The organism is Lacinutrix mariniflava (assembly GCF_001418015.1).
GTDB classification, from domain to species: Bacteria; Bacteroidota; Bacteroidia; order Flavobacteriales; family Flavobacteriaceae; genus Lacinutrix; species Lacinutrix mariniflava.
This window is the reverse complement of the sequence record NZ_LIQG01000020.1, coordinates 90,671-102,657: the sequence shown is the minus strand read 5'-3', so window position 1 is coordinate 102,657 and position 11,987 is coordinate 90,671. Positions and strand designations below refer to the sequence as shown.

The window sequence follows — 11,987 nt, the reverse complement described above, 5'->3', positions numbered from 1 at the left end:
CAACAATTGTTCAATCCTTAATGCATAAAAAATCACTCCATTTAAACCGTCATTGCGATCCCGATAACTATCAGTATTACAATGACGCATAATTCGAGAATTTCTTTTTTATAACCTCTAATTTAGGATTAATAAATTGTTTACAAAATGGTTTAGCAGGATTTTTTAAATAGTAATTCTGAAAAACTTCTTCCGAAGCTTTAAATGCTGAAAACGGATAAATCTGTGTAATAATTTTTTTATTAAACTGTTCTTGAAAATTATCAAGTAAAACTGTAGCTTCTTTGTTTTGACTGTCTGAAAAACTATAAATAGCCGATCGGTATTTTTTGCGCATAGAATGATTACTCGTGCTTTTATGCGTTAGTAAATGCACTTCTATTAAGGTTTTTAAAGTAATGTCTTCAACTTGAAAATGCACAATTACAGCTTCAGAAAAACTACTGTTTTCATCTACCGAAGCCACAAAGCCTTGTTCTACTTTTTCTACACCTTTTAACGATTGAAACACCGCTTCTGTACACCAATGGCAACCACCACCAAATGCGATTTTGGTTAATTCCATTCTAGGTTTTTTCTTTCTTTCCAGTAAGATTCTGGAGTCGCTTTAAAAGTATTTAAAAGTTCGATATCGCTTTTAGAGAGTGAAAATAAATTTGTTTTTAAATTCTCTTCTAATTGCTTAATACTGCTTGCACCACTTAAAACAATACTATTAGGTATGGTTTGCTCACAATATTTTAATGAAATAGCATCCACACCAACGTTGTGTTTTATAGATAAACGCTCTAAAGCAGAGTATAACTCTTTATAATGTGGATATTTTTCATTCTTAAAAATACGACCATTAGCCAAAGCTTCTTTTATAACAATCGCTTTATTCTGTCTTATCAATTCAGTATAGATAGTACTTAAACTTTGATCTAAAAAGTTATAAGTCACTTGAAAGAGATCGAACAATTGTTCACCATTAATCACAACATTTAAAGCTTCTTTTATAACTTCAACTTGGTTTGTTCCTGTTGTTGTTAATCCTATTTTTATGTTGTGTTCTTTCTTTAAAAACATTAAGTGTTCTAAAACAGCCGCATTTTTTAGAACACCAGTTTCTAAAGTTGCCGAATGTATTTGATACACTTTTAAGTATGGCAAAAACGGTTTAGAGACTTCCCATTGCTCGATTAGTTTCTCTAAACTGTGTTCTTTTACCTCGTGAACTTTTGCGTTAGCATTAAAATTTGCAACATAAGTGTATCCCCATTTTGTTGCGATTTCAATACTAGAATCGTTTTTGGTTTTTAGCCATTCTAAAAGTAAATTTTCAGCCAAACCATAACCTGTAGCGGTGTCAAAATACCTAACGCCTAAATGGTAAGCATGCTCTAAAACAGAAAAACTCTGTTTTCTAAAGGTTTCTAAATCAGAATTATTACTATTCTCTAAACGTACATTTATATATTGAGGTCTTCCAAGAGCCGCTGTTCCTAATCCTAATGTCATATTTTAAATTTTGATATCAATTTTATTAAGTAAAGTGTAGTTTACGAACTGCAAGATAACATCGAGCAACCTACTTTGTTTCTAGCCCAATCTGGACGTTTAGCAAACCATTTTTGGTTTTCAGGCTGTTCATCGTAAGGTTTTTTTAGTAGATTAAACAATTCGTCTATTAAATGATAATCACCTTTGTCGGCAGCATCTATAGCGAGTTGCGACATATAATTACGCAACACGTATTTAGGGTTAATACGGTTCATTTTAGTTTGTCGGTCTTCAGCTGAAAGCGTTTCGTTTTGTAAACGGTCTGCATAAGTTTTAAACCAAGTATTCCATTGTTGTTTTATGTCATCGGACACTTCATCTAAAGCATAAAAAGCATCTTTAATCAGGTCTAGTCCTTCCGAAGGTTTATCAGCAGAAAAATGGCTTAAATTTCTAAAAAATAGCGTCATATCTGTTTCGGTTAACTGCAAGGTTTCTTCTAAGTTCGATACTAATTGTGCATCGTTTTCTTCAGTAGAAAATAAGCCTAGTTTACTTCGCATCATCTCTAAATATTGAGTCGCTGCTTTTTCTCTGTAACCATTTAAAATGAGTTCTAGTCCTTCGGCTTCTTCAATTAAAAGTAATAACGCATTTGCGAGCTGAAACAAGTTCCAAAGTCCAACGTCTAACTGTGCACCAAAACGATAGCGTTTATGTTGCCTGTCTGTAGTATTTGGCGTCCAATTATTATCGTAACCTTCTAACCAACCATAAGGTCCATAATCTATAGTTTGACCTAAGATAGAAAGGTTATCTGTGTTCATGACACCATGTACAAAACCCACACGTTGCCAATGAATAATCATTTTTAAAGTCGTGTCTACAACCGTTTGAAAAAACTGTAAATAGGTGTCTTTAGATGGTGTTCCTAAATGCGGAAAGTGATGTTTAATCGTATAATCCACTAACGTTTTAAGTGTGTCTTTATCTTGTCTTGCTGCCAATAATTGGTAACTTCCAAAGCGTAAAAAACTAGGTGCTACACGACAGACAATAGCGCCTTTCTCGTAAGCAGCATTACCATCGTACAACATATCTCTTAATACTTGATCACCAGAAAGCGATAACGACAAAGCTCGTGTTGTTGGCACGCCTAAGTGATACATAGCTTCACTACATAAATACTCACGAACAGAAGAGCGTAATACCGCTAAACCATCTGCAGTACGAGAGTAAGGTGTTTCTCCAGCGCCTTTAAGTTGTATTGCCCAAGTTTTATTGTCATGTTCGACTTCGGTTAAATTAATAGCGCGACCATCTCCTAATTGTCCTGCCCAATTTCCAAATTGGTGTCCACCATAGCACATAGCATAAGGTTTGGTATTTGGTAAGACGCTATTGCCTGTAAAGGTTTTTAAAAAGGCTTCGCTTTTAGCATCTTCTTCCGTTAGGCCTAAGTTTTTAAGCATTTCTGGAGAGACATGTAATAACTCTGGTTTTTCAGTTTGTTTTGGAGTAGCGTAAGAAAAACAGGCTTTTTCAACCTGTCTTCTTGTGTTTTCAAGAATAGGATCTGCTGGTAATTCTTTATTAAATTTATCTTTTATATTGAGTTGCATTGTTTTCTTTTAAATAATAAATTATTTATTCTTACTAATAAATTCTAGTATCTCGTCGTATCTTTTAGTCCATGGAAAGACATAATGAGACATCATTGCTACATGTTTTTTATCCAAAAACAGTTGCTTTACATCTGGTTGAAACGGTTTTAAAGCGTCAACAAAAGAGGCATTTTGTGTAATTATTGATGGATATGTTTTTTCGCCTACATATATTAAAAAAGGAGGTGCCGTTTTATCTAAAAAATAAATAGGCGAAGCATCTTTCCAATTATCAGGATCTTTCGTCCACGTAACATCGTAGTGATATTTACTAGTTGGTGGATTTTTATCTAAATACGATTTCATGTCTAACGCAGCAGCATCATTTAAAATAACACCTTTTACAACACTCTTATCTTTTAAATATTTAGGGTTTGTTGTTATTAATGCAATTAAATGCCCTCCAGCACTGTGTCCCATTAAATAAATTTGTTCGGGATCACCTTTATATTTTTCGATGTTATTAACGGTCCATTCTACAGCTTCAGCAATTTCTTTAGCCATGTCGTTATAACTAGCATTCGGACTTAATGTGTAGCCAGGAATTACTGTTACAACCTCTTTTTTAGCGAAATTTCTACCTAAAAAACCATAGGTTTTTTTATCACCTTCTGTCCAATATCCACCATGTACAAATATTACCACAGGATTTTTAAGAGCCTCAGTATTTCTGGGCTCAAAAATGTTTAGCGTTGGTTTAATTTCTGCCTTTGTTTCTGTCTTCGTTATATATGAAACATCTTTAATTTTACGCGATGCACAATTAAAGAGTAGTAGAGAGAGTAACGCAAGATAAATTAATTTGTAATGCATTCTTTTTTTTAATGCTAAGCTATGCCAATAATTGGCATTAACAAATTCTATTTCACTTTCTCTATCCATTTTTTTAAGACTTTATCGTTAGGGTTTCTTAAACGTTTGTTTCCTATAGTAATTGTTGGAAAATTGAGTTTCTTATTGGCGTATAAGTTCTTTAAAGCGTTTGCATTCGTTTCATTTTCTTCAACATCTAAGAAAGTGAATTTTAAATTTTCATTCTTTAAAAAAGACTGATAGTATTTTGTTTTATGGCACCTTTCGGCACCATAAAGTATAATATCTGCATTCATTTATTTTAATGTTTTTAAAAACTGAATAGCAGCATCAGGATTTAAACTAAAATCACTAAACACAATATTATCATGCTTGTCGATTATTATAAACCAAGGCGTTCCACCAGTTTTATAGTTTGCCATTATGTTAGAATGCGATTTGTTATCGTCTCCAGCATCATGACCAAATGGTATTTTTAAATTGTACTGTTTCTGCGTTTCTATTAGCTTCTCGTAGGTATTACTTTCGTGTCCTTCGAATACTGTTTGTATAGCAAGAAATGTAATATTTTTATTGTCTTTTAAACCCTCAACCATTTTCTTTAAATCTGGTAGTCCTTTGCTGTGGCATCCTGGACACGAACTTTGGAAACAATAAAGTATTTTAAACTGTCCTTTAAAATCGGACAGTTTTATTTGTTCTGTTTTATTTCCGTTGGCATCAATCCATTGTTTTACATTAAATTCTTGTGCGCGTTGTATAGGTGTTTCTTTTGTTGTGTTTGACATGTTGTTTTATGTTATTGCTTCTCGATACAATTTGTTCATACTTCACAAATCACTCGAAGTGACAGTATTGATTGTTTGTTCTTCAGTTAATGAGAGTACGTCGTGCATTTCAAAGACGGTTTAATTAAGGTTTCTCGATACAATTTGCTCATACTTCACAAATCACTCGAAGTGACAGTATTGATTGTTTGTTCTTCAGTTAATGAGATTGCTTCGTGTATTTCAAAGACAGTTTAATTAAGGCTTCTCGATACAATTTGCTCATGCTTCACAAATCACTCGAAGTGACAGTATTGATTGTTTGTTCTTTAGTTAATGAGATTGCTTCGTGTATTTTAAAGACGGTTTAATTAAGGCTTCTCGATACAATTTGCTCATACTTCACAAATCACTCGAAGTGGCAGTATTGATTATTTGTTCTTAAGTTAATTAGAGTGCTTCGTGCATTTCAAAGACGGTTTAATTAAGGCTTCTCGATACAATTTGCTCATGCTTCACAAATCACTCGAAGTGACAGTATTGATTGTTTGTTCTTTAGTTAATGAGAGTGCTTCGTGTATTTTAAAGACGGTTTAATTAAGGCTTCTCGATACAATTTGCTCATGCTTCACAAATCACTCGAAGTGACAGTATTATTTCAATTTATCAGCATGAAGCTGTCTAAGTTTCGTTAACTTAGGCGTAATTACAAAACTACAATAGCCTTGTGTTTGATTGCTTCTATAGTAATCTTGGTGTTCTTTTTCTGCTTCGTAAAACACGGTTAAAGCGCTTAGTTCTGTTACTATTGGATTATCGTAATACACTGCGACTTCATTAATTACAATGTTTGCAATTTCCTGTTGTTTTTCATCGTGATAATAAATAACAGATCGGTATTGTGTACCTCTATCTGCTCCTTGTTTATTTAAGGTTGTGGGATCGTGTGTAGTCATAAAAATAACGAGAATTTCTTCGTAAGAAATTATAGTTTCATTAAACGTAATTTGTATGACTTCGGCATGTCCTGATAACCCAGAACAAATCTCACGATAGGTTGGATGTCCTGGGACATTTCCGCCAGAATAACCAGAGATTACTTTTTCGACGCCTTTTACTTCTTGGAATACAGCTTCTGTACACCAAAAACAGCCACCACCAAAAGTGGCTAATTTTAAATTGTTAACTTTCATTTGTTGTTTCTTTCTTTAATAGGTTGTGTAAAACTAGACCAACCCGTTCCTAAACTAAATTTTATGGTAGAATCGAATAGTGCTGCTTCTGTTCCTTTTTGTCTGGTAATTTTAAACTGTTCTGGAGTGAGTAGAGTTCTCCATTGGTTTTCTGTTTTTTCGACTGTTTTGTCAGGCGTTGGATTGCCTTTTACGGTAAAATTAATTACGTTTTTCCAAGTAAGCATACTAGAGTTCCTTTCTTTGTTAAATTAGTATATGCTTTTAAACTTAGTCGGGAAATTTAGGGATTACTTACAGGTAGTGGTTGGTACTCAAAAAGTAAGATCACCTTAAATATTTATAGCTTAATTGAACTTTGAAATAACTTTGATAGAGTTCTATTTCCTTAATTACTTTAGTCATTTTTGAAAATAAATTCAGATTAAAAATAAATAGTTATCAAACCATTCACTATATTTAATCTTTAAATAAAAAGATTAATACTAAAATATAAAGTCATGGCAAAATCGCAAGATTCAAAAAAGAATGTAAAAAAAGAGGCTGCATTAACGCCTAAAGAAAAAAAGGCTGCAAAATTAGCTAAAAAAGCAAAACGTACATAAGTGCTAAAGTAAAGTTTAATAAAACCACTCCATTTTGAGTGGTTTTTTGCTTTGAACCAATTATCTTTATGTGTGTATAACGATTACTTTTAAAAAAACTATGGATATAAAATTAGCAGTACTTATAGATGGTGATAACATACCATCTGCCAATGTAAAAGAGATGATGGAGGAGATTGCAAAATATGGCAATCCAACTATAAAACGTATTTACGGAGATTGGACCAAGCCACATTTAAATAAGTGGAAAAATTTACTCTTAGAAAATGCTATTACACCTATACAACAATATGCTTACACTGTAGGAAAAAATGCTACCGATTCTGCAATGATTATAGATGCTATGGATATTTTATATTCTGAAAAAGTTGACGGCTTTTGTTTAGTCTCGAGCGACAGCGATTTTACACGTTTGGCTACGCGATTGCGTGAAGCAGGAATGCAGGTGTACGGTATTGGAGAAAAGAAAACACCAAATCCTTTTATCGTGGCTTGCGATAAATTTATTTATATAGAGATTTTAAGAAATCAATCTGAAGAAAATGATTTGGAGCATGCCGAAAAAGCGACGATAAAACAAAGCAAGTATGACAAAATAACACAAAAGGATATTACTTTTATAGCGTCGACAATAGATGATCTTTCAGATGACGATGGCTGGGCATTTTTAGGCGATGTTGGGAGTTTAATGCAAAAGAAACAACCTAATTTTGATTCACGAAATTATGGGTTTCAAAAACTAACACCTTTAATAAGTTCTATTCCTTCTTTTGAAATTGACAGGCGTGAGGACAATAGAGGTCGTTTGAAATTGGTCTACGTTAAAATTAAAGAAAAAAAAGGAAAAGGAAGAAGAAAATAAACCCTTGATTTTTTAATCCTAAAAATATTCTAATCCATCAGTACTATGAAAAGCAAAATTCTATTTCTAAGTTTAATACTTGTCATATGCTTCAGTTGTAAACAAGAGGTTCAAGAACATGTTATCGTGCAAAGTGATTCCGCAGAAAACTATTTAAAACCACAAGAGAAAGATCAGTTTCTTGGAGGTATAAAGATGATTCCTATTACAACACCAAAAGGTGAGTTTAAAGTATGGACTAAACGTGTAGGTAATAATCCAACCATGAAAGTATTGTTGTTACATGGTGGACCAGGAATGACACATGAAATTTACGAATGCTTCGATGGGTATTTTCCGCAGGAAAACATAGAATATTATTATTACGATCAATTAGGTTCGTATTACAGCGATCAACCAAAAGATTTAAGCCTTTGGGATTTAGATCGTTTTGTAGAAGAAGTAGAGCAAGTGCGTATTGCTTTGGACTTAGATAAAGACAACTTCTACCTTTATGGACAAAGTTGGGGAGGCATTTTAGGCATGCAATATGCTTTAAAATATCAAGAAAATATGAAAGGCTTAATAATTTCTAATATGGTAGCTTCTATTCCTGATTATCAAAAATATAGTGATGAGGTGCTAGCACTACAAATGAAGCCCGAAGTGCTTAAAGAAATCATGACATTTGAAGATGCCGAAGATTATAGTAACCCTAGATACATGGAGTTAATTGTAAATAACTACTATACAGAACATGTTATTAGAATGCCTGTAGACCAATGGCCGGAACCTATAAACCGTTCGTTTAAACACTTAAATCCGGATGTTTATGTAACCATGCAAGGACCAAGTGAATTTGGAATTAAAGGTGATGCGACACTTAAAAATTGGGATGTAAAAGACAGACTAAAAGAAATTACTATTCCAACTTTAACTATTGGTGCAACGCACGATACTATGGATCCAAAACATATGGAGTGGATTAGTACTGAGGTTAAAAATGGTGATTTTCTATTGTGCCCAAATGGGAGTCACTTATCCCAGTTCGATGATCAGAAAGTGTTTTTTAAAGGTTTAATTGAGTTTATTAAAAGTGTGGATGATGGCACATTTAACGCTAATTAAGTTTTTGCTAATTCTCTAGTATGTAATACACGCATTCTCATAAAAATTAATAAAGAAAGACCTCCAAATATAGTAAAGCCAAGAAACAGAGGTAAAGCGGTATCATTTAGAAAGCTACCAATAAAGTTAGCAATTGGTACAGCCATTAGTGTAGATACAAAACCTGTAATCGCAGCTCCAATTCCTGCAATATGCCCAATAGGTTCCATAGTAATGGCTCTAACGTTTCCAAAAATAAAACCAATAGTTAAAAACTGTATTGCCATAAATATTAGTAGTATTGGTAAGGATGGGTTTGTGGTTGCATTCCAAAATAACAGCACATATACCAAGGAATTAAGACTAAACACTATTAATGCAATAAAGGCCAGACGCCACATGCCTAAACGCATTACAAAAGAGCCGTTTAAAAAAGTAGACAATCCAACACCAGCTGCTAAGCCCGCAAAAATATATGGAAACTCTTCTACCAAACCATATTGGTTTTCAAAAATAACTTGAGAAGCACTTAAATACACTATAAAAGCACCGGATATAAAACCGGAGATTATAGTGAACCCTAAAGAAATTTTATATTTAAGAAGTTCTTTTAATCCATCCAAAAACTCATGTATACTAAACTTAATTTTATATTCTGGTTTAAGTGTTTCTGGTTGCCTTTTCCAAAACCAAATACAAACTATAAAAGACATAATTAATTGTCCGTAGAAAATGCCTCTCCAATTGTAATGGTTTAATATAAATTTTCCTGTTAGTGGAGCAATTACTGGAATTAGAATAAAGAAAGTGGTCACAAAAGACATAATTTTTGCCATGTAATCACCTTTAAATTTATCTCTAATAATAGCAATAGCAATAGTTCTAGGTGCTGCTAAACCTATACCTTGTAAAATTCTACCAAAAATCATCCACTCTAAACTTGGAGAAAGTACGCAAACAATGCTACCAATAGCAAAGACGCTAAAACCAAAATAAACTATTGGTTTTCTTCCAAAACTGTCGGACAGTGGTCCGAATAATAATTGCCCAAAACCTAATCCCAAAAAAATCATGGTAATTAATAATTGGTTGTTATTACTATCTAGACTATTAATGTCTATTCCAATATAAGAGATTGCAGGTAAAATAGCGTCTATAGCCAAAGCGACAATAGACATTAAAGACGCCATTAAAGCTATAAATTCGAAATTAACAGATTGGTTTTTATCTATTACAGTTTGGTTCTCTTGCATGCAACAAAAGTAAACCAATTATTGTCTATTTTTAGCTTTTCAAATCCTAATAAAAAATTAAATTATGCTAATAGAAAGCTTAATAAAACTATACAAAAGAGACTTAAATATCTTAATTAATGAAATTGAAGCATACTCAAATGAAGTAGCCTTGTGGAATGTAAATAACACGATTACAAATTCAGCTGGAAACCTATGCCTTCATTTAGTTGGTAATTTAAATGCTTTTATAGGTGCTTCTTTAGGTAATACAGGTTATGTGAGGCAACGCGATTTAGAATTTTCACTTAAAAATGTACCTAGAATAGAATTAATAAGTCAAGTTAAGGATACAATTATTGTAGTCGAAAACACCTTAAAAACATTAACAGAAACAGACTTGCAGAAAGAGTATAAACGTAGAGCGCTCGAAGAGACTATGACAACAGAATATTTTTTAATGCACTTAGTCATGCATTTGTCTTATCATTTAGGGCAAATAAATTACCACAGACGTTTTTTTGATAAATAGTATCTAAAATTGAAGTTCAACTTAACAAGGATTACTACTTAATTTATCTAAATTTGTTTTCCATTATTAAATATAAGAGCGTTTAAATGATAGAAAAAAGAGAAGGAGATATAAGGCTAATAATTATTTATACAACTGTATTTCTATTTAGTAGTTTTTCGTTTTCTCAAAATCTAGCTTCAAAAAAATATTCTAGATTTATTGATTCGGCAGATATTTATGTAGATGAAGTGCCTAATGTTGCTAAGCAGTTTTTAGATTCGATACCGAAACCGGTTGAGACTAGTATTGAAGGATATTTAGCGAATTATTATCAGCTTAAAGGATTAATTTCAGATAAATCAAGGAACCAAGCAAAGCTTTACCAAGATTATAGATTGGCAATAAAATATGCCGAAATTGAGGAAAAATATGATATTGCTGGTATGGCAAGTTTAGAGCTTTTTACAAATACTTATTTTGTAAGTAAAGATTCCTCGGCTTTTGCATATCTAGATAAAGCTAAAAAATACTATACTAAATCTAATAATGTAAATGGATTAGCCGAAGTAAAGCTTATGCCAGCTTATGTGGCTTTTGTAAATAAAAAACAAGAAGAGAGTATTGAAATTATTTTAAAAAATATAGAAGAGTTTAGAGCCATTAAAGATGACGCTTATTATCACTTATTTGCAGTGTTTATGTTAACCTCAAATTATATGAAATTAAAAGATTTTGATAATGCTTTTAAATTTCGCAAGGAATTTGAATCTTTAAAAGACAATAAAACAATTTATTATTCTAATTATGCTGGTTATAAAGTAGGTTTAACGGCGACCATGGCGCATCACCATTTTGATGGAAATAATTTGGACTCTACATTCTATTACTTGAAAAAAAATAAAGCATTAACAAGTAATATGAATTATAATAATTTGGAGGATTATTATAGCTTATATGCTGAAGCTTATAAGAAATCGGGTAATAATGAGTATTATAAAATTTATACCGACTCATTACTTCAATTTAAGAATACGCTTCTGGAAAAAACAATGAATGCAGGTCTTCATTTAAATGAAACGTTAGCAAAAAAAGACACACAATTAGAAGATGAAACCAATAAGAAAAACCTTAATAGGATTTTTATAGGCATTTTGATTTTTGTTTTAATAGGACTTACCATTTTTATTACCACGCGTTATAAAAAAATAAAACAGAAAATTAACGAGTTTGCAAAACGGAAGGATGAATATTCATATATGCAAAGCAGTCATGAAAAATTAAAGGTTAAAGTTCGTGGATTAGAAGATTATATAGTAGAAGTTAAAAAGGAGATTAAAAGTATTTCAAGATTAAACGATGTTTCGTTACAGAGAGAGCAAATTAAAAAATTGTATAAAGATTTACATTTAAATTCTTCTACTGTTTTAGATAAAAGTAAAAGCCACTTAGAACTTGTTAATGATTTAAATATTGAGTTCTTTAATAAAATAAATGAAGAATATCCTCAATTAGATGAATCAGAAATTATTATCTGTTATTACCTGCAAATAGGTTTTAAAAATAAGGAAGTAGCAGTGTTTTTAAACAAGTCTTTAAGAGCTATAGAAAATAAGCGTTTTCGTATTGGTAAAAAGCTTAAATTATCAGAATCTAACCTAAGTTTATTAGAATTTCTTGATACGGTTGCTTCAAATAACAAAGCACTTAGTTAATACGTTCGTTTTTTGTAATACCGCTGTATATCCAGTAAAAACAATGTTTTTTTGCTG

12 protein-coding genes and 1 pseudogene are annotated in these 11,987 nt (G+C 32.0%); 4 read left to right on the top strand and 9 right to left on the bottom strand.

The annotated features are described in order from the left end of the window. Positions 1 to 76: 76 nt before the first annotated feature. The 8 genes and pseudogenes from ASC44_RS03750 to ASC44_RS03715 form a co-directional block, all read right to left on the bottom strand. The gene (locus ASC44_RS03750) at positions 77 to 565 is read right to left on the bottom strand and encodes a peptide-methionine (S)-S-oxide reductase (RefSeq protein ID WP_055446285.1); all 489 of its coding nucleotides are present in this window, start codon (positions 563 to 565) and stop codon (positions 77 to 79) included. Next, on the bottom strand, positions 556 to 1,500 hold the full coding sequence (locus tag ASC44_RS03745) for an aldo/keto reductase (protein ID WP_055446284.1): 945 nt from the start codon (positions 1,498 to 1,500) through the stop codon (positions 556 to 558). The genes ASC44_RS03750 and ASC44_RS03745 overlap by 10 nt, the downstream gene beginning before the upstream one ends. A gap of 41 nt (positions 1,501 to 1,541) precedes the next feature. Then, positions 1,542 to 3,104: a protein adenylyltransferase SelO gene (locus ASC44_RS03740; RefSeq protein WP_055446283.1), complete on the bottom strand. Its 1,563-nt coding sequence runs from the start codon at positions 3,102 to 3,104 to the stop codon at positions 1,542 to 1,544. 21 nt (positions 3,105 to 3,125) lie between these two features. After that, the gene (locus ASC44_RS03735) at positions 3,126 to 4,028 is read right to left on the bottom strand and encodes an alpha/beta hydrolase (protein WP_338035186.1); all 903 of its coding nucleotides are present in this window, start codon (positions 4,026 to 4,028) and stop codon (positions 3,126 to 3,128) included. Next, positions 4,007 to 4,255, bottom strand: coding sequence for a glutaredoxin family protein (locus ASC44_RS03730; RefSeq protein WP_055446282.1), 249 nt, complete (start codon positions 4,253 to 4,255; stop codon positions 4,007 to 4,009). The genes ASC44_RS03735 and ASC44_RS03730 overlap by 22 nt, the downstream gene beginning before the upstream one ends. Beyond that, a complete protein-coding gene (locus ASC44_RS03725) occupies positions 4,256 to 4,747 on the bottom strand; it encodes a peroxiredoxin family protein (RefSeq protein WP_055446281.1) in 492 nt (163 codons plus the stop codon). It abuts the gene before it with no gap. A gap of 632 nt (positions 4,748 to 5,379) precedes the next feature. Further along, positions 5,380 to 5,919, bottom strand: a complete 540-nt coding sequence (gene msrA, locus ASC44_RS03720; protein WP_055446280.1) for a peptide-methionine (S)-S-oxide reductase MsrA — start codon at positions 5,917 to 5,919, stop codon at positions 5,380 to 5,382. An 11-nt stretch (positions 5,920 to 5,930) separates the two neighbouring features. Further along, positions 5,931 to 6,146 (bottom strand): annotated as a pseudogene (locus tag ASC44_RS03715) (peptide-methionine (R)-S-oxide reductase); the annotation flags it as partial. Positions 6,147 to 6,624: 478 nt separating this feature from the next. On the opposite strand from ASC44_RS03715, the gene ASC44_RS03710 reads away from it, so the two are divergent. Together ASC44_RS03710 and ASC44_RS03705 are read left to right on the top strand one after the other, a co-directional pair. Continuing rightward, positions 6,625 to 7,386 carry an NYN domain-containing protein gene (locus tag ASC44_RS03710; RefSeq protein ID WP_055446278.1) on the top strand — a complete coding sequence of 254 codons (762 nt, stop codon included), beginning with the start codon at positions 6,625 to 6,627 and terminating at the stop codon, positions 7,384 to 7,386. A gap of 45 nt (positions 7,387 to 7,431) precedes the next feature. Continuing rightward, positions 7,432 to 8,493 (top strand): proline iminopeptidase-family hydrolase, encoded by a 1,062-nt coding sequence (locus tag ASC44_RS03705; RefSeq protein WP_055446277.1) that lies wholly within the window; start codon positions 7,432 to 7,434, stop codon positions 8,491 to 8,493. Here the strand turns inward: ASC44_RS03705 and ASC44_RS03700 are convergent. Next, entirely contained in the window at positions 8,490 to 9,725 is a 1,236-nt protein-coding gene (locus tag ASC44_RS03700; RefSeq protein WP_055446276.1) for a multidrug effflux MFS transporter, read from the bottom strand. The two genes, ASC44_RS03705 and ASC44_RS03700, sit on opposite strands and share 4 nt — an antisense overlap. A 64-nt stretch (positions 9,726 to 9,789) precedes the next feature. Here ASC44_RS03700 and ASC44_RS03695 point away from each other — a divergent pair, with 64 nt between their 5' ends. Both ASC44_RS03695 and ASC44_RS03690 read left to right on the top strand, forming a co-directional pair. Continuing rightward, positions 9,790 to 10,236 carry a DinB family protein gene (locus ASC44_RS03695; protein WP_055446275.1) on the top strand — a complete coding sequence of 149 codons (447 nt, stop codon included), beginning with the start codon at positions 9,790 to 9,792 and terminating at the stop codon, positions 10,234 to 10,236. A gap of 86 nt (positions 10,237 to 10,322) precedes the next feature. Continuing rightward, entirely contained in the window at positions 10,323 to 11,930 is a 1,608-nt protein-coding gene (locus tag ASC44_RS03690; protein ID WP_055446274.1) for a hypothetical protein, read from the top strand. Positions 11,931 to 11,987: the final 57 nt, after the last annotated feature.